Below are 19988 nucleotides of genomic sequence, written 5' to 3'. Positions count from 1 at the left end.
GTGTTCACTGTCGATTGATTGTTTAAAGGTACAGGAGAAAAGGGGATTATGGAGGTTAAATTTACTTATACTTCGTTAAAACGTGGGCGATGAGTGGGCTAAGTGTGGGCTATAAGTAGGCGAAGCCGCCTAATAGTCGCCCAAAAGTCTGGCAAAACTCACCCGTGAAGGTAGGAATAGGATAGTAGTGGGATTTATAAACACTTGATAATTTGTGGTTAATAAAAAAACTTTGAAAAAAGTCACTTTTTTTATTACACCAAACGCGTATGAAATCGCTTTAGTTATAAAAGCGAAAATAATATGCTGAAGAGAGAAGAACATATTGCACGATTAATATTCCTGCACATCCGAGGATTAGCGGATGAGATACAGGAAAAAGAATTGACCGAATGGAGGGCGGAATCCTCCCGGCGCGAGGCTCTTTTTCAACGTATGTTGTCGGGGGAACATATCGAGAAGAGTTTATCCCGTTTCGTGAAGACGGAAGAAGAGAATGCACGTGATTGGCAGATTTTACAAGAAGAAATGAAGAAACGGCGTGGGATGGAACCTGTAAAACGGGTGAAGTGGTTTTACAGGGTGGCATGTGCCATTATATTGCTGTTGTCGGTCGGAGGGCTTGCTTTATATTACGCGGGGGATAAGTCCGGTTCGGGGAACGAGGTTACATTGGCGAATAATGACTTTACACAACCGGGTTCCCGGGCTATTCTGATATTGCCGGATGGCAGCAAGGTAGATTTGGAAAACGAAAATTCACGCCATGAATTGGTCAAGACCAATGAATCTTTGTCGGTGAGCGATGAATCGTTGACTTACGGGAATGTTTTAGAACGGGATACCGCGGAGATTTATCATACTTTGGTGATTCCGAGAGGGGGAGAGTATGTACTTACGTTGTCGGATAGCACGGTCGTGTACCTGAACGCAGATTCCCGGTTGACTTATCCGGTAAATTTCAAGGGAGATAAACGTAAGGTATTGTTGGCGGGAGAGGCTTATTTCCAAGTAAAGAGAGATGAGAAAAAGCCATTTATCGTGGAGGCACAACAAATGGAGGTACTCGTGTTGGGAACTACTTTCGGGGTAAGGGCATACGAGGATGAAAAAGAGATACAAACCACGCTGGAAAGTGGCAAGGTACTCGTGAGTGCCGGGGAACATAAGGTGAATCTAGTCCCGAATGAACAAGCCCGGTTTGATAAGTCGAAGTCCGTGCTATCGGTGGAGGATGTAGATATTGATCTGTATCTGGCGTGGAAAGACGGACGATTGATGTATGATAATTGCCCGCTAGAGAAGATTCTGAATGATTTGGGGAGATGGTACGCGTTTGATGTCTTTTATAGTCGGGAGGAAGCACGTTCATACCAATTCTCGGTGAACATGAAAAAACACGAGGTGTTTACTCGGGTTTTGGAGTTGATAGAGAAAACGGGGGATGTAAAGTTTGAAATAAAAGGAAAAACGGTGCTTGTAAAATAAAAAAAGCAGCGCTGCTAACGCTACTTTTTACGTTCACACTCTGCTGCTGACAGAGCGTGAGGAATTGTTGAATTCTAAATACAAAGTTATGAAGAAAATTTTTAATGTCGCAGGGAAGAGGCGGTTTTTATTCCTCCTTTTCTTGGTGTTTACCACTCAAATTAGTCTGAACGCGTATTCGCAGGACAAAAGTTTGACTTTCAGTCTGAAAAACGCAACACTTAAAGAGATTATTAATGAAATCAGGAAACTTTCCGACTATGATTTTGTGTACCGGGACGTGAATCTGGAAGCTTTTAAAAGGCGTGATGTATCTTATAAAGATGCCGCTATTGATGCCGTGCTGACCGATTGTTTGAGAGGCACGGGACTGACTTACGAGATTAACGGGAAAACGATCATTATCAGGAAAGAGAGTCCCAAGGAAGTGAATCAAAAAATGAAGACCGTCACGGGAAAGGTTACGGATGAGAGAGGAGAGGTTTTGCCCGGCGTGACGATCATGATTAAAGGAACGGCTCTGGGAACGGCAACAGATGCGGACGGGAATTATAAATTGAATGTTCCGGCGGAGGGAGAGCAAGTGTTGTCATTCTCGTTCGTGGGTATGAAGACACGGGAGATTGCTGTCGCCGACAAGACAAAGATTGACGTGAAAATGGAAGAGGATTCCGAAACTTTGGATGACGTGGTGGTTACGGGAATCTTCACGAAGGCGAAGGAAAGTTACACGGGTGCCGTGACGTCCGTGTCTGCCAAGGAATTGAAGATGTACAAGGGACAGAATCTTCTCGCTACGTTAAGGAATATAGACCCGTCGATTAACGTGGTGATGAATAACGCGTTGGGAAGTAACCCGAACGTGGTACCTGAAATCAATATCCGGGGGAATTCGTCTTTGCCGATGAGCGTGAAGGAATTGAATCAACAAGCATCCAAGCAGTTGAACGCCCCCTTAGTTATAATGGATGGCTTCGAGATATCATTGGAGAAATTAATGGATTTCAACGACGAGGAAATAGAAAGTATTAATATTCTGAAGGATGCCTCAGCCACGGCGATTTACGGCTCCAGAGGGGCAAACGGTGTCATCGTGGTAACGACAAAAGCTCCTCAAGGGGGAAAATTAAAAATTTATGCCCAAGGGGGGATTAATATCGAGATACCGGATTTGTCTTCTTATGATATGCTGAATGCCCGGGATAAATTGGAACTGGAACGAATCGTGGGATTGTATGACGACGAGAAGGATGTTACGCGTGACAGGAAGCTGAAAGAGTTGTACAACACGCTATACTCGGATGTGTTACGCGGCGTGGATACTTATTGGTTGAGCGAACCCGTGAGAACCGGAATCGGTCAAAAATATAATTTACGGCTTGAAGGAGGTGGTGATGCTTTCCGCTGGGGGGCTAATTTATCCTATAACACGATTCAAGGAGCGATGAAGGCTTCCGAAAGAAACACTTTCAGCGGTAGCGTGACGCTTTCTTATACCTTGAAAAATGTTATTTTCAAGAATCAGACCATTGTTGATATCAATAAAGGGGTGGAAAGTAAATACGGAACGTTTTACAATTACGTGAACATGAATCCTTATTACAGGACGAAAGATGAAAACGGGCAATACATTAAAAGATATAAAGAGAAAGGGTTTAATATACCTAATCCGTTGTATAACGCTAATTTGAATACCATTGACGAGAAGAAGTATACCACGATCACGAATAATTTCTCGATCGAATGGAATATTGCCGACGCGTTAAAATTAAGGGCTCAACTGGGATTACAAAAGCAAACGAATACTTCGGACTATTATCTTCCGGCTGACCATACTAGCTTTGACACGTATAACGGTAGTGACAGCTATTTCCGGAAAGGTGAATATGTTTACGGGACCGGGGAGGATATAAATATAGATGGAAACGCGACGCTTAGTTATTCTAAGGTTTTCGCGGAAAAGCATCAAGTGTACGCCGGATTTGACTATTCTATTTCACAGCGGAAAAATCATTTCTACAAGTTTACCGTGGAAGGGTTCTCTGATGAAAAACTTGATTTCTTGTCTAACGCGCTACAATATGAAAAGAATGGGGTGCCGAAGGGAACGGAAGAACTTTCCCGGCGTGTTGGTTTTACCGGGAACGTGAATTATATTTATGACAATCGTTATTTTGCCGATTTCTCTTATCGTGTGGACGGTTCTTCTTTGTTTGGTACTAAAAATAAGTTTGCTCCTTTCTGGAGTGCCGGAATCGGGTGGAACGTGCATAACGAATCATTCCTTCGGGATCATCGGGTGGTGAATACCCTTAGGGTGCGCGGCTCGTACGGGGAAACCGGTTCTCAACAATTCTCGTCTTATCAGGCGTTGTCCACGTTTAATTACTATACCGGGAAAAGGTATATTATTTGGAATGGTGCGGAATTGATGGGACTTGGTAACGAAAAATTGAAATGGCAGGTAACGAAGCAAATCAATGGGGGTGTTGAAGTGGGGCTTTTCGATAACAGGGTTTCCGCTTCGTTTGACATGTATAACAAGAAGACGTCAAACTTGCTTTCACAGATGGATTTACCTCTGGCGAACGGGTTCAGTTCATACGTGGATAACGTGGGCGAGGTGAAGAATGTCGGTTACGAGGTGATGTTGAGCGGTTATTTGATGAGGAACACCCAACGGGAGATCATATGGTCGGTGACAACGAAATTAGCGTATAATAAAGATGAAATCACGAAACTGTCCGCCGCGATAAAACAGCAAACGGAGCTTTACAAGGCACAGGATACGGATGTGAATCAGTTGTTGTACGAGGGATATTCCAAAAATTCGATTTGGGCTGTACCTTCTTTGGGGATTGACCCGAGCACGGGAGCTGAGATATTTCTGGATAAAAACGGAAACATCACGGGGAAATGGAATCCTTCCGATAAACGTTATTTCGGGGTTAGTGAGCCGAAGTATCGCGGGAACCTGAGTTCTTTATTCTCTTGGAAAGATTTGTCTGTAAACCTTTCTTTCGCTTTTCAATGGGGTGGGCAACAGTATAATGAAACTTTGTTGAGCAAGGTGGAAGTAACCGATGCCACGATAGATAGAAATAACGTGGACAAGAGGGTTTACAAGAACAGATGGCAAAAAGCCGGTGATATCAAGGAGTTTAAAGGATACGGCTCATCCAAGACCAGATCGTCGTCCAGATTCGTGATGGACGATAAAGTGTTCCAATTCCAGAGTGCGAGCGTGCAGTATCGTTGGCATTCGGATTATTTGCTAAAAAAATGGAGTATTGAAACTATAAATATCGGTGCCAATATGTCGGATATATTTTACATATCTTCCATCAAACGGGAACGGGGTACTTCTTATCCGTTCGCGAGACGGGTGGCGCTGACTCTTTCATTAATGTTCTAATTTAAAGTTTTATTATCATGAGAAATATATTGATATACGTAACGCTCTTTCTGGCTTGGTCGTTGTCCTCGTGCAATGATTGGCTGGATGTGAAACCGGAAATGGAGAGGGACGAGGAAGAGATGTTTGATTCCCCCAACGGTTTTAAGAATGCCCTGACGGCTTGTTACATTAAGATGAACTCCGTGAACTTGTACGGGAAACGATTGACGGTGACTGATATTGAGTTTATGGCTCAGCATTGGACATGGAGTGAAAGTAATTACAGGAATGAAAGAAAACTTAAGGATTTCAATTACGAGGAAGACTACCCGAAAAATTTTTTCTCGGCTGTTTACGGGGAATTGTATAATATTATAGCGCAGGCAAATATTATATTGAAAAATATACCGGAGAAGAAAGAGGTTATCGTGAACGAGGATGTACGTGCTTTGGTGGAAGGGGAAGCGTTGGCTATACGGGCTTTTTGCCACATGGAGATTTTGCGTTTGTTCGGACAAATACCTCAAAACGCGACGAAACAGGTTTCTTTACCTTACGCTAAAACCGTTTCGACGGAAGCGATTCCGTATTACGCGTTTTCGGATTTCGTGAATCTTATCGTTCAGGATATAGATGCGGCGGAAGCTTTGTTCAAGGATAGGGATCCGTTGTTTGAATACACTTACGAGGAGTTGGATAATTTTTCCAACACGAAAGAGTATGACGTGACTTTAGATGATGACTTTTTAGGATACAGGCGTTTCCGTTTTAATTATTATGCCATGAAAGCGATGAAGGCGAGATTGTACATGTACACGGGGGATAAGGGGAAGGCTTATGCGGCTGCCATGGAAGTGATTAATGCAGTGGATAAGAAGGGCAATAAGGTGTTGACGTTAGCGGGTACCGCGGATATCAATAAGAAAAATTACGCATTGCCTTCCGAATGTATTCTTGCTTTGAGTAATTACGAGTTGGAAGAGAATGTTACAGAATTATTTCGCGATTTCAATCCTTCAAGGTTATATGTGACGGACAAGCAGTTCACGCAAGATATTTTTGCCGGTCAATCGACTTCTATTAATAATAGAACTGAAGTTTGGAATACGATTCCTGATAATCAAGGAAATATAAAACCGACTCCCCGGAAGTACAATCAACCGACGATTGACGATAACACGGATATCGGGGAGCTGGCTTCTCAAAAGCAAGTTATTCCTTTGATTCGCTTGTCGGAAATGTATTTGATCGCCATAGAATCAGCAACTTCTTTATCCGATGCGAATCTCCTTTACACCGAGTACATGAGGGCGAGAGGCGTAGCGGCTAACCCGTTGACAGAGGAACAGGTGATGATAGAGATTGTTCGCGAGTATCGCCGGGAGTTTTTCGCCGAAGGACAAATGTTTTATACTTACAAACGTCTGGGAACAAAGAATATGTTGTGGAAAACCGATCGGGAAGTCGGGGAACAGGATTATGTTGCGCCTCTTCCTACCACGGAATATAATGCTAATCAAAAATAGAGAGTTATGAAAAAATTGATGAAATATACCATGTTGTTATTGCCTGTCTTCGTCTTGTTCGCTTGCGAGGACGAGGTGGATGTGTACAAGGAGAGCACGAATCGACTGAATTTCGTGTACGCGGCAAACACGAAATCGGATACATTGATTCCCCGTACTTTTGTTTACGACCCGGAAACAAAAGTGTTTGATACCGTGTGGCTGGAAGTGACGACGATGGGCTACATCGCGGATCAGGAGCGTAAATTCGTTTTGGAACAAGTGAGCACGGGGGAAAATCAAGCCGAAGCGGATGTGCATTACATAGCGTTTGATAATTCACTAGTGGAAGGGCTTTACGTGATTCCTGCCGGGAAGAACGAAGCTCGTGTTCCGGTTATTCTGAAACGCGATCCTTCCTTGAAAGATAAAGAGGTGACGTTGAGAATCAAAATTGGTAGTAATGAGAATTTTGAACCGGGATATCCAACATTGCAAGAGAAGGTGATTACCATCACGGATTTATTGACTCAACCTCAATATTGGAATTTTTATGCAACTTATTACTTTGCCGGGAAATATGGAAAAGTGAAACATCAGTTCATGATTGATGCCACTGCCGACAGGGGAATCAAGGTGAACGACGATTTCTTTTACTCGCTGGTAGGGGATCCCAGTAAGGTGGATATGGGGTTGACTGATTATTGGTACTATTTCTTTACCAGAAAGTTGGCGGAGGAGAATGCCCGTCGGGCAGAGGATGGCTTGGGGCCGTTGCGTGAAGCCCCGAAACCCGGAGAAACGGAAGGAACGTTAGTTAGATTCTCTCGATATGAAATGTAATAAAATGAATACGGTTATGAAAAAGAAAATCAGCTATATATTAACCCTTTGGGTACTTGTCGTATTTGCTTCATCATGTTACGAGGATAAAGGGAATTACGATTATGTCGAAATTAGTGAGGTTACGACGACCGGTTTGGAAGAGAGCTATTCCAAGATTGCTTTTCAAGATGTGTTGCATATAGAACCTACCGTTACTTCTGACCGTGCCGGTGATGAGTTCGAGTATTTGTGGACATTGAATCTGACGAAAGGTTCTGGTACAACATCGGATATAATAGAGCTCAAGTTGGATACGATTGGTTATGAACGCGTGTTGGATTTTCCGGTAAACCTGAAGCAAGGTTATTATGACTTGACTCTTCGGATCACGAATAAGGGAAATGGGGTGGATGTCTATCACGTGATGTCGTTGTCGGTAATTACCACGTTCTCGGAAGGTTTTTATTTACTTAAAGATATGGGTAATTCGACGGACATTGATTTACACACGTGGGACAATAGTAAAATTACCGACATCTTACAGAAAAAGGATGGGGAAGCTCTCCCTGCAAGTCCGGTTAGTTTGGGCATTGATCCGGTGTATTGCTTTCTTGACGAGTCAACCGGAGAATATGTTATTACCAAAGCTTTGACGATTTGTACGGATAATGATGTACGGATAATGAATATAGAGGATATGAGTACGATTTACACGCATAACACGATGTTTCATAATGGAGAGGTCCCGGAAGAAAAACCCTATTACGTGTGGCGGAATGTGAATGGCGTCGGGTATATATCTGATCAAGGTGCCTATTTCTCGGCACAGCTAGCTACCCAGCAATTATTAGGTACAGGGAAATTTGGGTTTCCGGCTATGGTGGATGAAGAAGACTCGAAACCGAATAAGAATGGCAGTGTGTCTACGGGAGCCTATTATTTCTATTTTGATGAGTTGAAAGACAGATTTCTTTGCTTGGATTATAATGGTGGTTTGAAAGCTTTAGCGAATAAACCAAAAGATAGCGAAGAGGAAGCAAAGTATGTTCCTAACGGGATCAAGCATAAATTAAAAGCTTTTGTCCGGAATTATGTAGGGAATGTCGATGCCGGGTTCGCTCTCTTTGAAGATGCGGATGTTGCCGGGAAACATTATTTGTATAGTATGGCGTTGGATTATGACGATAATCCCACCACCTATAATCCGATTAAAAAAGTAACGGAAATAGCTTCGGACTCCAAGTTGAATACTGCCACGTTGTATGCTTCCAATGAATTAACGGCGAAGGTTATCTATTTTGTTAATAGCAATAAGTTATACATGTATGATACAGAGTTAAACACGGAAGAAGAACTACAACTGCAGGATTTCGCGATAGGGGAAGAAATCACTTATGTAAGTAATCGTTATTGGACGTGGACGGACGATAAAGAGCATAATTTTGATTATTTGGTAATAGCTACTCATAAAACCGGCAAATATAAAGTATATCTTTACGAGGTGTTGGGTGGAAAAGCCTACGGGAAACCGAAGTACGTTTTTGAAGGGGATGGAAAGGTAGTGAAAATGCAATATGTTTCTCCTAAAATGTCCGATAAAACTTTAAACTATTTTCCGAGATCTTTTTGATAAAATAAATTCGTAAGTAACTATGTTGGTGGGGGATATTCATGGGAACGTGTGATATCCCCTTTAATTTCTAATAATTGTGCCATGAGAATTATATGTTTTGGCTTGTTGAGCATGTTGGGGGTAGCTTGTACTTCCCCGAATTATACATTGAGTGGAAAGTTGCCCGAAGCAAGTATCGGGAAAGAGGTGTTGCTTCTCACCCGTGACGGGCGTGGAGCGGACACGTTAGCCCGTCGTGTAGTGACGGAAGACCGGAGCTTCAAAATCGAAGGCGAGGATACGGATCAGGTATTGTATCTGAAAATAGGAGAGCGGGGACAAGCTATTCCTTTTTATCCCGAAAACGGGGAATATTATTGGGAACAGCGGGGAGAACATGAAATATATTTTCAAAGAATCCAAGAACGGGACAGTCCCGTCTGTCTGAACATTTATTAAAGTTGGATAGTAATATGCTGGAGATACAACTCTTGCAGCAAAAATATCGGGATGCTAAGAATGAAGAGGATACGCAATTGGTGATGAGAGAGAACGAGTTGTTGTGGCGGAAAGGAAACGATTTGTTTGTAGACGCTGTTAAGGAGTTCGAGGGAACGAATATCGCCGTGATGCTGGTGCGGGAGAATATGTGGAAGATTGAACAGGAGTTTAAAGTGTTTAAACGAGTTGTCGAGGTGATGGGGACGGTGCCTGAATCCGAGGATAAGGAAGAAATCATGAAAAAATACAAGGAGTTGGAAAGTAAACAATTGACAGGGCAAGCCCCGGATTTTAAATTGCCGGACGTGAAAGGAAATATCGTGGCTTTATCGGACTACAAGGGAAAATACCTGTTGGTGGACTTTTGGGCTTCTTGGTGTGCCCCCTGCCGGGCAAAAGCCAAAGTGTTGAAAAAGGAGTACCCTCGATTACAAGAGTTAGGTGTGGAAGTGGTCGGGATTTCTTGTGATAAAAAGAAAGACCAGTGGCTGAAAGCCATTGAGGAGGATAAACCCTTGTGGCGGCAGTTGCTCGTTGACAAAGAGATTAATGGTAGCGACACGAGCGACGATTATAAGGTGGAATTTATCCCGACATTGTATTTGATTTCACCGGATGGGGCGGTGCTGGAAAAGAACCCGAGTTTGGAGGAGATTGAAATGTTGGTGAAACAGATATAATAAAATGAATAATGAAAACACGAAAATTATGAATATCAATTTTTTATAATTAATGGCTCTCCCTAAAATGAAATAAATTCAGAGAAATTGGTTATTCATTTTTTCGTGTTTTTATAAAGATAAAAATGTTTTGCATGCATTCGTGAAATTCAAATGTATAATAATATAGATAATATGTGCTTCAGTTGTTCTCGCATGTAATGGTTGGCGTTGTTTTTGTGTTTTTTTATCGTGTTGGTGGAGATATTGAGTAAATGGGAGATTTCCTCGTGTGATTTTCCTTGAAGGCTTAATTGATAGACTTCACGACAAGCAGGGGAGAGTTGATTGAATGCCGTTTGAATCATCTGGAAAACTTCGGATTCTATAATATTCTCTAGAAAGAAATCGTAATCTTCTTCTTCACGGATGATACGTTCTGCATACCTGTTGGCTATATTTCTGCGGCGTATGGTGTCAACCGAGAAACTACGCACGATTTTGTACAGGTATGCTTTTATGGTATTTTCTGTTTTGAATTCTTGGCGTTTTTCCCAGAGATTGAGAAAGGCATCTTGAATTACGTCTTCAATAATCGTATCATCTTCGATGTATTTTGCAGCAAAATAGCGCAAAGTAGTGGCATATTTGGTGTATAAATAATGAAATACTTTATCATTATTTAGATCTAAAGTGTTGATATTGAACTCCTCTCTCATACAAATGCCGTATCTTTAAACCAACGATTAATAACACCTATCTTCTTGATTCTTTTATGATAACAAAATCATTAAGATATTTAGGCGTTCTTGCTTGTGAATAAAAATATTAGATAAAAAATAATTTTAAGTAAAAGTTTCCAGATATCTTTTATATTTGTAGTGTTATTAATCGTTGGTTTTTTGAAACTTTTGGGTATAAAGAAATTATACTTTATTTGATTAGCGATACTCATGAAGGTTTGAGGGCGGAGAATAGAAAAATATTTCAAAAATGTATCGGAGTGTTGTTATTATCATTAATTTTGTTTTTTCAAAGACAGAAAAAATTGGATAACATTTAAAATTGGGAAAAATGAAAATTATTGTATCTGTAATATTACTGGCATTTATAACTGTCAGTTGCGGTACGAACAAACGTGTGTACGCACCACCTTTCGAGGAGGAGGAAACTGAAAATGTTGTTGTGAAAGAGGATGTGCAAGCCACAACCCAAACTACGACCACCAAGAAAGAGAACACGAAACCGGTTGTTTCGAAAGAGGAGAAGGTAACCATGACGCACGGGGATGTTTTGAAACGTTATAACGTGATAGTGGGAAGTTTTGGAGATCAAAATAACGCTATCAATTTGCGGAATAAACTGAACGGAATGGGATATACCAGTATCATTATGCGGAACGAAGCCGGAATGAGTCGGGTGAGTATCGCCGGATTTGACGAGGAGGCTCCCGCTCGGGCTGAATTGTTGCGGATTCGTGAGCAATACCCGGAATTCGCAGATGCTTGGTTGTTGATTTCTAAAAAGTAGTAATACCCTTATAAAAAGAGTGGCGGAGAAGATTCCCCGCCACTTTTTTTATTTATAAGCATGTCATTTAATTTGCTTCAACAAATCTTTCACGGCAGCTTCAACTTGTAAATCACGTCCTTGCATTGCACTTGCAGGATCATTAGACACTTTAATGTCCGGTTCCAGTTGCATGTTTTCGAGAATGCGACCTTGGTTATCTTTCATACCCACCTGTGGAATACCGAATGTGACATTATTGATCATGGTTTCCCACCACACGGCAGTCATTGTTCCCGGGACAGGCATACCGATCAGTTTACCCAATCCCAGTTCTTTGTAAGCCCATGGGAATCCATGTGCGTTACTGTAATTGCTTTCGCTAATCAGCACGGCTGAAGGTTTTGTCCATTGCGCGAACGGATCGATACCGATAAATTGTCCGCGGGGAACAAATTCCGCATATTGTTTACCACTTAACAGATGCAGCAAATCCTCGTGCAACCAGCCGCCCCCGTTATACCGGGTGTCGATGATAACCGCTTTCCGGTTCCGGTAGCGACCTAATAATTCAGAATATGTTTTCCGGAAACTGCGACTATCCATAGAGGCAACGTGAATGTAACCGATTTGCCCGTTTGACAGGCTGTCTACCATGTGTTGGCGTTGTTTCACCCACCGTTGATATAATAATTGATTCAACATGCCGGCGGAAATAGGTTTCACGTATTCTTCCCACTCTTTTTTCTTTATCGGGTCGTAGATAGTTAGCATCGTGCGTTTTCCTGCTTTGCCTTCCAGTAAAGCGAAGTAATCTTCACCCTTCTTGATATCCTGATTGTCAATCTTCCGGATGATCATGCCAGCCGTAATCTTGTCCCCGGATAAATCCAGCGGTCCCCGTTCAATAATTTCGCTGATTTTTAAACCGTCACCGTTGAACTGCTGGTCGAAGAATACACCGAAGTTAGCCGTAGCCGCACGATTTGAGCGGGCGTAATACCGGGCACCCGTGTGCGAGGCGTTCAATTCTCCCAGCATCTCACCCAAAAGTTCGGCAAAATCATAATCATTGTTGATATGCGGCAGAAAACGTTCGTAGGCTTTTTTATAAAATGGCCAATCAACTCCTTTGAAGTCTTTATCATAGAATTTATCTGTCACTTGCTGCCACACGTGATTATACAGACTTGCACGTTCTTCTGTCGGTTTCCACTCGAAATCAGCCTTGTAATTCAATTGTTTCAGTTGCCCGTTGCTTTGATTTACCGTGAAAATCTGTCCGCCGGATAATAAATAAAGGGTACGCCCGTCTTTCGACAGTTCTAACGCTCCGCGGCGTCCCGTTTTTGATAAGATGCGGGTCGTGTTATTCTCGAAATCGTGCACCCATAAATCGTGACCACCTTCAAATGCAGCCAGATAATACAGCTTGTTTCCGTCATTGGATAATATGGCATCCCCTAAGTTGGAGGAGTGAATTGTCATACGAATCATCCGGTCTTCCAAGTTTTGCAAGTTGAAATTCAGTTCAAGAAGGGCGGGGGATTCTTTGCTTTTCTTCGTGTCTTTGCCTTGTTTATCGTTTTTCTTCAAGGTATCGGTCTTTTCTTTTTTAGCTTGTTGGGCTTTCAGTTCTTGAGCCAATGCCCGTTCTTCCTTGCTCATGATGAAATGGTCATAAGCATCGGTATCCAAGAAAAGTCCGTAGATATCACCTTGTGCTCCCCAGCTGCCGTGGCTGCGTAAACCTTGGCGGTCCGTGTACCAGATAATAGCTTTGCCACCCATCACCCAACGGGGATTGGCATCGGTGTAACCACTATTCGTCAGATTGTGTATTTCTCCTTTGCCATCCGCTTTCACGAGGGCGATGTCCGGGTGTTGCCAACCGCCTTCCTCGAAGAATTGTGCCAGAATCCAACGTCCGTCCGGTGACCATTCAAAGGATTGATCCCCGTCGGCGTAAGAATAATTGTATTTAGCCGGTAAAACGGTTCTCGATTTTTTACTTTTTAAATCAAGTACCTTGATTTCGGTTCTGTTTTCGAGATAGGCAACTTCTTTCCCGTCCGGGGAGAATTGAGGCTGAAAACAAGCCTGTCCGCCTTTCGTGAGTTGTTCTTCTTCAATTTCACGAGCGTAAACAAAAGATTGGTCATCAGCGTTTTTGATACGGGAAATGTAGAGATTCCATTGTCCGTCACGTTCGGACGCGTACACGAGGGAACGTCCGTCCGGCGAGAAGTTCACGTTGCGCTCTTGGGCGGCAGTGTTCGTGACGCGTTTGGTGGTACCGAATTCAGCGTTGGCAACAAAAATATCACCGCGGATGACAACGGCAAATTCTTTCCCGTTCGGGGATACGGCAACTTCTCTCGCTCCGTTGGACCAACTCATTTTACTGACAGCCGGGACGGGGTCGTCCATCACTATATTGATGTTCACTTTTTTGGGTTGTTTGCCGGGAGCCATGGTATAGATTTCCCCGTCAAAGAAGAAACACAATACATCTTCATTCGAGCGGGTAAGGAAACGAACCGGGTGTTTGGTGAATTTCGTTACTTGTTCAATCGTTCGCGGGTTGTCTAAAGACATTTTGCACACGTTGAAACTACCGTAACGTTCACTTAGGAAATACAGCGTGTTATCGTTTGTCGCCAACACGGGATTACGGTCTTCTACCTGTTTGTTTGTCAGGTTTTTAAATTCTCCGTTTTTCAAATCATACTCCCAAATGTCGCGGCACACGGAAGAAGTATGGTGCTTTCTCCATTCGTCCTCGTATCCTTTCAAGTCATGGTAGTACATTTTATTACCATCTTTCGAGAAACAGATATCGTAGGCTTCAAAAGTCAATACCTGTTTCGGACGACCTCCGGTCACGGGTACTGAATATACTTGTCCTCCCGATGGGAATTGCCCGTATTTTTGATCCGGTAAAAGGGAGCCGCGGAAAAGAATATTTTTCCCGTCATTCGTAAAGCATTCCGGGGTAGCACTGCCGGAAAACGTCGTCAGACGGGTAGGGGTTCCGCCATTTACCGGTACCGTGTAAAGATCCATCCCCCCGTCACGTCCGGATGTGAACGCGATAGTTTTGCTATCCGGCGACCATATCGGATGGTAATCATAGCCGGGATGGGTTGTCAACTGTGTTGCTTTACCTCCGGCAGCGTCTACAAGGAAAATATCTCCTTTGTAGCAGAAAGCGATTGTCTTTCCGTCGGGCGCTATGGACGGGTAACGCATCCATAGAGGATGTTCCTGCGCGGACAAGTTTGAAAATAACAGCAAACTTGTCCAAATCAGAATAAGTTTAATAAAATTCATATTTAACAGATTAAATTAATTCAAACCCAACGATATCCGAATCGTTATCATCATCTTTTTTCTTGTCCTTTTCGGGGGTCTTTTCCGGTTCGTTTATAACCTCGGCATCAATACTTACTTCTACTTTTATCTCCATTTCTGTTTCCGTTTCTTCGATTTCGGTAAGGATTTCTGTTTCTGCTTCTGTTTCCGGTATTATGACAGGGGGAAGGGCAAAAGAAAAATCTTCGTGCAATGTTCCGTTTTCACACCGGAAGACTCGTCCGGGGAAGTGATGGATTAAATCGTATTGATGCGTGGCGATGATTACCGTTTTTCCGCTATCACAGATGTCTTTCAAGAGTTCTACCAATTGATAGGCTGTTTCCGGATCAATATTACCTGTCGGCTCGTCGGCTAGAATGATGGGGGGGGCGTTAAGTAATGCCCGGGCAAGAACTACGCGTTGTTGTTCCCCGCCGGACAATTGGTGAGGGAATTTATCCCGTTTGTCGGGCAAACCGACTTTTTCCAACACTTCATTAATTCTTTCGCGAATCGCTTTCCTATCTTTCCATCCCGTGGCTTTTAGAACAAACTCCAAATTGGCGTAAACATTCCTGTCGGTCAGTAACTTGAAGTCCTGAAATACGATACCGCATTTGCGGCGCAAATAAGCAACCTGTGACTTTTTTAATTTATTCAATTTGTAGCCCGCTATTTCACCATTACCGTATTTCAAGGGGAGTTCGGCATACAGAGTTTTTAGTAAGGACGTTTTTCCACTACCTACTCTACCTACCAGATACACGAATTCCCCTTCGGCAATCTCTAACGAGACTTCTTTCAATATGGTATTTTGTTGTTGGCGGATGACCGCGTTTTCAAGTTTTATGATTGCTTCCACGTTGTAATTTTAGATTTATGATTTACGATTTATGATGCATTTTGTAATCTAAAATCTGCAATCAAGAAATCGTTAATTCTTTCAGTCCTTTGATATTTGCCATCGGATCGGGGGAGTTGAAAACGAAACTTCCCGCAACCAAAGCATCCGCGCCTGCATCTACCAGACGTTGTCCGGTTTCGAAGTTTACACCGCCATCAATTTCGATTAAAGTTTTCGCACCTGTTTCCCGGATTAATTTCTTTAATTTAATGACTTTATTGATGGTTTCCTCGATAAAACTCTGGCCACCGAAACCGGGGTTTACGCTCATGAGTAATACCACGTCGATATCCCGGATGACATCCTCCAGAAGCATAACGGGAGTGTGGGGATTAAGGGAAACTCCTGCTTTCATTCCCTGTGCTTTTATCTGTTGAATTGTCCGGTGGAGGTGGGTACAGGCTTCATAATGCACGGTTAAAATATCGGCTCCGGCTTTCTGGAATGCTTCCACGTATCTTTCGGGTTGCACGATCATCAAATGTACATCCAGAGGTTTTTGGGCTGCTTTCTTGATTTGAGCCACTACCGGAAGACCGTACGAGATGTTCGGTACGAAAACGCCGTCCATGATATCCAGATGAAACCAATCGGCTTCACTTTGATTTACCATTTCAATATCTTTGGAAAGATGCAGAAAATCTGCAGATAATAACGAGGGAGAAACAATAACGCTCATTTTTTGAAATTTAGAATTTAAAATTTAGAATGGAGAATCTTTCATTTTCAATTCTCCATTTTCAATTATTATTTGTACCAGCTGGCATACATAGCGTAGGAGTTGACAATGCGCTCCACTTCATTATGTAATAATTCCGGTCCCATTTGTTTGAGTTTTTTGGCAGGAGCACCCGCGTATACCCATCCGGATTCAACTACAGTTCCTTTGGTAACCACGCTTCCGGCTGCCACGATTGAGTTGCTTTCGATAATAGCGTTGTCCAGCACGATGGCGCCCATTCCGATAAGTACGTTATCGTGGATCGTGCACCCGTGTACAACCGCGTTATGGGCGATAGATACGTTATTCCCTATATTGGTCGGGGATTTCTGGTAAGTAGCGTGTATTGTCGCGTTATCCTGAATATTGACGTTATTTCCTATTTTTATATAGTGTACATCGCCTCTTAAAACAGCACCGTACCATACACTGCAATCGTCGCCCATTTCTACTTCACCGATAATGGCGGCATTTTCTGCCAAGAAACAATTTTTCCCGAATTTCGGGGTGTGTCCGTTTAGTTCTCTAATAATTGCCATAATTTAATTGAAAAATTGAAAACTGAAGATTGAAAATGATATCAATATTCAATTTTACGGTTCATAACTTTTTTGACGAGTCGAAATTACGAAATATACGGCAGAAAACAAGTCACCGGACGGATTATTACGTATTCTTTTTGAAACCGGATGCTCGGGGAAGACGTATAATGGCATATAATTTCTAAACTAAATAACAGGAGAATTATTTATGAGTATCGTAAAAAGAAACAATGATTTAAGGCCTTTCTATTCATCTTTACTGGATGATTTTATATGGCCTTACGGGGAGACGACAGAGCAGAGGAGGTTACCGGCTCTTAACGTGAAGGAGAACGAGAAAACTTTGACATTGGATCTTCAAGTTCCGGGAATGAACAAGGATGACATTAAGTTGGAGTACAAGGACGGTTATTTGACGATTTCGTGCGAGAAGAGGGAGGAGAAAGAGGAGAAGGATAAAGATCAAAAATTTCTGAGAAAAGAATTTTCTTCCGTTTCTTTTCATCGTACGGTAGAGCTGCCCGAAGACAAGTATAACGTGGGGAAGGCTGAAGCTTCGTACAAGGATGGTATTCTGGAAATTACAATGCCGAAGAACGAGGAGAAGAGTAAAATAAGCAGAACGATTCAGGTTAAGTAGATAATTAGTACGTGGAGTTTTGACCGATTTCTCTAAAAAAAATCGGTCATTTTTTTTTGCTTTTAGAAAAAAGGTATTACTTTTGTATCGCAATCGAGGAACACCTCACGAGAGTTCTGAAGTTAGTTTGAATGCGAAAATAGCTCAGTTGGTAGAGCATAACCTTGCCAAGGTTAGGGTCGCGGGTTCGAGTCCCGTTTTTCGCTCACTTTCATGCGAAAGTAGCTCAGTTGGTAGAGCACGACCTTCCCAAGGTCGGGGTCGCGGGTTCGAGCCCCGTTTTTCGCTCCCCCGAAAAGAGAGATTCGAAATTAGTTTGAATCTCTCTTTTTTTTTATTCTGTTTCGGGGTGCAGGAGCGTGTTCAGGTGAAATATAATGCACTATTCGTTTGTTTTGTCAAATAAAAATATTATTTTTGTTGGTAAAAGGCAAAATAATGCACCTATGATTTTTTATTCAATTATAAAAGAACGTCGGGCTTTGTTGGGATTGACTCAGCAAGATTTGGCAGATTATTCCGGAGTAAGCCTGCGGATAATCAAAAGTATAGAGACAGGCAAAGGCAATCCTTCTGTTCGTACGCTGACTAAAATCGCGGATACACTGGGGTTGGAATTATTACTGAAAGTGAAGGAGGTAATTAAATGAGACAAGCGGAAGTTTACGCTAATGGTGTGTTGGCCGGAACGTTGACAGAAACAGAGCATGGAGTATATATTTTTCGTTATGATGATGCGTTCTTGCTTGACAAGGAGCAAACAGCAATCAGTCTGTCATTTCCGAAAAGCCAACGTGAATTTTTGTCGAAAGAACTTTTTCCGTTCTTTTATAATATGCTTTCGGAGGGGACAAATAAAGCCATCCAATGTCAGACTCTGAAAATTGACGAGAACGATGCTTTCGGGTTATTATTAGCAACGGCTCACACTGACACGATAGGGGCCATAACGGTAAAAAAGATATGATAAATATTGAAGTTTGTCCCGGCAATTTGATTCCGGGGTTCGACACGTATAGCCCTGCTTGTCGGAAAAATCTATTTAACGGGAAAAAGGTTTCACCCGTGCTGGATTTCAATTATGATGCGGATTGCTTGGATGTTGCCGAAAGCATTAATCAAATATCCGTATCGGGAGTGCAAGAGAAACTTTCGGCTATTGTGGAGAATGGGAAAATTATACTTACCCCGACCGGACAGCAGGGGCGATATATAATTAAGCCTATGCCGAACTACAAGTATTTGCGTTTTCGTAACTTTATTCCTGCCAATGAACACTTGACCATGCAAATAGCCAAGCAAGTCTACAAGATAAATGTTGCCGAAAACGGACTACTCTTTTTTGCAAACGGGGATGCGGCATATATTACCAAGCGTTTTGACTTTGATATTAATGGTAATAAAATCAAGCAGGAAGATTTTTCATCATTGGCACAAAAAACAACTTTCACTCATGGCAAGGATTACAAATACACGGGAAGCTACGAGGATGTAGCTACACTATTGAAAGCCAACGTGTCGGCGTGGCAGGTGGAAATGAGCAAGTTATTTACGCTCCTTATATTTAACTATCTGTTTGCCAATGGCGATGCTCATTTGAAAAACTTTTCATTGCAACAATCTGCTAACGGTGACTACCTATTATCTCCCGCTTATGACTTGATGAATACATCCATTCACGTGCGGGACGAGGATTTTGCACTGCAAGGTGGTCTGATGCCGGAAAGTGAACATTCTGAGGTTTACCACAATAGCGGTCACCCGTGCAAAGAAGATTTTATCACATTTGCCAACCGGACAGGTGTATTACCTAAAAAACGGGATGCAATTATCAAGATGTTCTCGGATAACAATCCACTGGTTGATAAGTTGATAGACCATTCGTTTTTGGACGATAAAATCAAGCGGATGTATAGACGTTCCTATCAGGAACGTCTGAGCAGGTTCTTGAGGCAGAGTGTAATTTAATCGGTAAAATCCACGAAAACCCGGCTTTCACGGATCTTTTTACAATAATCGCTTACTTTCACGTGTTCCGGGTGGACTTTGTAGCGGGCGAGTGCATCAGCATCTTCAAAGGTCGAGATAAGAACGGCATCGTATGCCATATCGGAATTTTTCTCGTTGATACCGACTTGCAGCGATTTGATTTCCGGAACGATGCCTACGAGTCTTTCCAGACTTTCTTTCATGATGATTGCGTTTTCCACTTTTGTTTTTCCTTCGGCAAACTCCTTGAGTTTCCACATGACGATATGTTTTAGCATACTTTTTGATTTTAAATAAAACGATGCAAAAATAGTCTTTTGTCAAAAATAAAGCTAATTT

General features: G+C 42.4%; 18 protein-coding genes and 2 tRNA genes. 14 read left to right on the top strand and 6 right to left on the bottom strand.

The window, feature by feature from the left end; all coding sequences use genetic code 11:
* Nucleotides 1-303: 303 nt before the first annotated feature.
* The 7 genes from CS948_RS15180 (at nucleotide 304) to CS948_RS15150 (ending at nucleotide 10008) form a co-directional block, all read left to right on the top strand.
* Nucleotides 304-1488, top strand: a complete 1185-nt coding sequence (locus CS948_RS15180; RefSeq protein ID WP_099292542.1) for a FecR family protein — start codon at nucleotides 304-306, stop codon at nucleotides 1486-1488.
* An 88-nt stretch (nucleotides 1489-1576) separates the two neighbouring features.
* The gene (locus CS948_RS15175; RefSeq protein WP_099292541.1) at nucleotides 1577-4903 is read left to right on the top strand and encodes a SusC/RagA family TonB-linked outer membrane protein; all 3327 of its coding nucleotides are present in this window, start codon (nucleotides 1577-1579) and stop codon (nucleotides 4901-4903) included.
* Between the two features lie 17 nt (nucleotides 4904-4920).
* A complete protein-coding gene (locus CS948_RS15170; protein WP_099292540.1) occupies nucleotides 4921-6411 on the top strand; it encodes a RagB/SusD family nutrient uptake outer membrane protein in 1491 nt (496 codons plus the stop codon).
* Nucleotides 6412-6417: 6 nt separating this feature from the next.
* Complete coding sequence (locus CS948_RS15165; protein ID WP_099292539.1) at nucleotides 6418-7233, top strand: DUF4843 domain-containing protein; 816 nt, start codon at nucleotides 6418-6420, stop codon at nucleotides 7231-7233.
* Nucleotides 7234-7249: 16 nt separating this feature from the next.
* Nucleotides 7250-8845: a PKD-like family lipoprotein gene (locus CS948_RS15160; protein WP_176555074.1), complete on the top strand. Its 1596-nt coding sequence runs from the start codon at nucleotides 7250-7252 to the stop codon at nucleotides 8843-8845.
* 84 nt (nucleotides 8846-8929) lie between these two features.
* A complete protein-coding gene (locus CS948_RS15155; RefSeq protein WP_141560963.1) occupies nucleotides 8930-9286 on the top strand; it encodes a DUF4369 domain-containing protein in 357 nt (118 codons plus the stop codon).
* A gap of 14 nt (nucleotides 9287-9300) precedes the next feature.
* Entirely contained in the window at nucleotides 9301-10008 is a 708-nt protein-coding gene (locus tag CS948_RS15150) for a peroxiredoxin (protein ID WP_099292536.1), read from the top strand.
* A 149-nt stretch (nucleotides 10009-10157) separates the two neighbouring features.
* On the opposite strand, the gene CS948_RS15145 is transcribed toward CS948_RS15150, so the two are convergent.
* Nucleotides 10158-10706: an RNA polymerase sigma-70 factor gene (locus tag CS948_RS15145; protein ID WP_099292535.1), complete on the bottom strand. Its 549-nt coding sequence runs from the start codon at nucleotides 10704-10706 to the stop codon at nucleotides 10158-10160.
* Between the two features lie 355 nt (nucleotides 10707-11061).
* Between CS948_RS15145 and CS948_RS15140 the strand changes: the two genes are divergently transcribed.
* Nucleotides 11062-11517: an SPOR domain-containing protein gene (locus CS948_RS15140; RefSeq protein ID WP_099292534.1), complete on the top strand. Its 456-nt coding sequence runs from the start codon at nucleotides 11062-11064 to the stop codon at nucleotides 11515-11517.
* Nucleotides 11518-11580: 63 nt separating this feature from the next.
* Here CS948_RS15140 and CS948_RS15135 read toward each other — a convergent pair whose 3' ends face one another.
* The 4 genes from CS948_RS15135 to CS948_RS15120 form a co-directional block, all read right to left on the bottom strand.
* On the bottom strand, nucleotides 11581-14829 hold the full coding sequence (locus CS948_RS15135; protein WP_099292533.1) for a S41 family peptidase: 3249 nt from the start codon (nucleotides 14827-14829) through the stop codon (nucleotides 11581-11583).
* Nucleotides 14830-14839: 10 nt separating this feature from the next.
* On the bottom strand, nucleotides 14840-15715 hold the full coding sequence (locus CS948_RS15130; protein WP_099292532.1) for a cell division ATP-binding protein FtsE: 876 nt from the start codon (nucleotides 15713-15715) through the stop codon (nucleotides 14840-14842).
* A gap of 61 nt (nucleotides 15716-15776) precedes the next feature.
* Nucleotides 15777-16436 carry a ribulose-phosphate 3-epimerase gene (gene rpe / locus CS948_RS15125; protein WP_099292531.1) on the bottom strand — a complete coding sequence of 220 codons (660 nt, stop codon included), beginning with the start codon at nucleotides 16434-16436 and terminating at the stop codon, nucleotides 15777-15779.
* A 68-nt stretch (nucleotides 16437-16504) separates the two neighbouring features.
* Nucleotides 16505-17017, bottom strand: a complete 513-nt coding sequence (locus CS948_RS15120; protein WP_099292530.1) for a gamma carbonic anhydrase family protein — start codon at nucleotides 17015-17017, stop codon at nucleotides 16505-16507.
* Nucleotides 17018-17228: 211 nt separating this feature from the next.
* On the opposite strand from CS948_RS15120, the gene CS948_RS15115 reads away from it, so the two are divergent.
* The 6 genes from CS948_RS15115 to CS948_RS15090 all read left to right on the top strand — a co-directional run bounded on the left by CS948_RS15115 (nucleotide 17229) and on the right by CS948_RS15090 (nucleotide 19628).
* Entirely contained in the window at nucleotides 17229-17660 is a 432-nt protein-coding gene (locus CS948_RS15115; RefSeq protein ID WP_176555073.1) for an Hsp20/alpha crystallin family protein, read from the top strand.
* A 133-nt stretch (nucleotides 17661-17793) separates the two neighbouring features.
* Nucleotides 17794-17866 (top strand) — tRNA-Gly (locus tag CS948_RS15110).
* A 9-nt stretch (nucleotides 17867-17875) separates the two neighbouring features.
* Nucleotides 17876-17948, top strand: a tRNA-Gly gene (locus CS948_RS15105).
* A 158-nt stretch (nucleotides 17949-18106) separates the two neighbouring features.
* The gene (locus tag CS948_RS15100) at nucleotides 18107-18310 is read left to right on the top strand and encodes a helix-turn-helix transcriptional regulator (protein WP_099294559.1); all 204 of its coding nucleotides are present in this window, start codon (nucleotides 18107-18109) and stop codon (nucleotides 18308-18310) included.
* Nucleotides 18307-18627 (top strand): HipA N-terminal domain-containing protein, encoded by a 321-nt coding sequence (locus CS948_RS15095; protein ID WP_099292529.1) that lies wholly within the window; start codon nucleotides 18307-18309, stop codon nucleotides 18625-18627. Before CS948_RS15100 ends, CS948_RS15095 begins: the two co-directional genes overlap by 4 nt.
* Nucleotides 18624-19628, top strand: coding sequence for a type II toxin-antitoxin system HipA family toxin (locus CS948_RS15090; RefSeq protein WP_099292528.1), 1005 nt, complete (start codon nucleotides 18624-18626; stop codon nucleotides 19626-19628). The genes CS948_RS15095 and CS948_RS15090 overlap by 4 nt, the downstream gene beginning before the upstream one ends.
* Here CS948_RS15090 and CS948_RS15085 read toward each other — a convergent pair.
* The gene (locus CS948_RS15085; protein ID WP_099292527.1) at nucleotides 19625-19927 is read right to left on the bottom strand and encodes a Dabb family protein; all 303 of its coding nucleotides are present in this window, start codon (nucleotides 19925-19927) and stop codon (nucleotides 19625-19627) included. The two genes, CS948_RS15090 and CS948_RS15085, sit on opposite strands and share 4 nt — an antisense overlap.
* Nucleotides 19928-19988: the final 61 nt, after the last annotated feature.

Source organism: Butyricimonas sp. Marseille-P3923, assembly GCF_900184685.1.
In the GTDB taxonomy this organism is placed as follows: Bacteria; Bacteroidota; Bacteroidia; order Bacteroidales; family Marinifilaceae; genus Butyricimonas; species Butyricimonas muris.
The sequence above is the reverse complement of the archived record's forward strand: the minus strand, read 5'-3'. Positions and strand labels throughout refer to the sequence as shown.

Bases quoted from the DNA above. Each gene is read 5' to 3' on its own strand.
- CS948_RS15180 (WP_099292542.1), top strand. From the start codon at position 304: ATGCTGAAGAGAGAAGAACATATTGCACGATTAATATTCCTGCACATC.
- CS948_RS15175 (WP_099292541.1), top strand. From the start codon at position 1,577: ATGAAGAAAATTTTTAATGTCGCAGGGAAGAGGCGGTTTTTATTCCTC.
- CS948_RS15170 (WP_099292540.1), top strand. From the start codon at position 4,921: ATGAGAAATATATTGATATACGTAACGCTCTTTCTGGCTTGGTCGTTG.
- CS948_RS15165 (WP_099292539.1), top strand. From the start codon at position 6,418: ATGAAAAAATTGATGAAATATACCATGTTGTTATTGCCTGTCTTCGTC.
- CS948_RS15160 (WP_176555074.1), top strand. From the start codon at position 7,250: ATGAAAAAGAAAATCAGCTATATATTAACCCTTTGGGTACTTGTCGTA.
- CS948_RS15155 (WP_141560963.1), top strand. From the start codon at position 8,930: ATGAGAATTATATGTTTTGGCTTGTTGAGCATGTTGGGGGTAGCTTGT.
- CS948_RS15150 (WP_099292536.1), top strand. From the start codon at position 9,301: ATGCTGGAGATACAACTCTTGCAGCAAAAATATCGGGATGCTAAGAAT.
- CS948_RS15145 (WP_099292535.1), bottom strand. From the start codon at position 10,706: ATGAGAGAGGAGTTCAATATCAACACTTTAGATCTAAATAATGATAAA.
- CS948_RS15140 (WP_099292534.1), top strand. From the start codon at position 11,062: ATGAAAATTATTGTATCTGTAATATTACTGGCATTTATAACTGTCAGT.
- CS948_RS15135 (WP_099292533.1), bottom strand. From the start codon at position 14,829: ATGAATTTTATTAAACTTATTCTGATTTGGACAAGTTTGCTGTTATTT.
- rpe (WP_099292531.1), bottom strand. From the start codon at position 16,436: ATGAGCGTTATTGTTTCTCCCTCGTTATTATCTGCAGATTTTCTGCAT.
- CS948_RS15120 (WP_099292530.1), bottom strand. From the start codon at position 17,017: ATGGCAATTATTAGAGAACTAAACGGACACACCCCGAAATTCGGGAAA.
- CS948_RS15115 (WP_176555073.1), top strand. From the start codon at position 17,229: ATGAGTATCGTAAAAAGAAACAATGATTTAAGGCCTTTCTATTCATCT.
- CS948_RS15100 (WP_099294559.1), top strand. From the start codon at position 18,107: ATGATTTTTTATTCAATTATAAAAGAACGTCGGGCTTTGTTGGGATTG.
- CS948_RS15095 (WP_099292529.1), top strand. From the start codon at position 18,307: ATGAGACAAGCGGAAGTTTACGCTAATGGTGTGTTGGCCGGAACGTTG.
- CS948_RS15090 (WP_099292528.1), top strand. From the start codon at position 18,624: ATGATAAATATTGAAGTTTGTCCCGGCAATTTGATTCCGGGGTTCGAC.
- CS948_RS15085 (WP_099292527.1), bottom strand. From the start codon at position 19,927: ATGCTAAAACATATCGTCATGTGGAAACTCAAGGAGTTTGCCGAAGGA.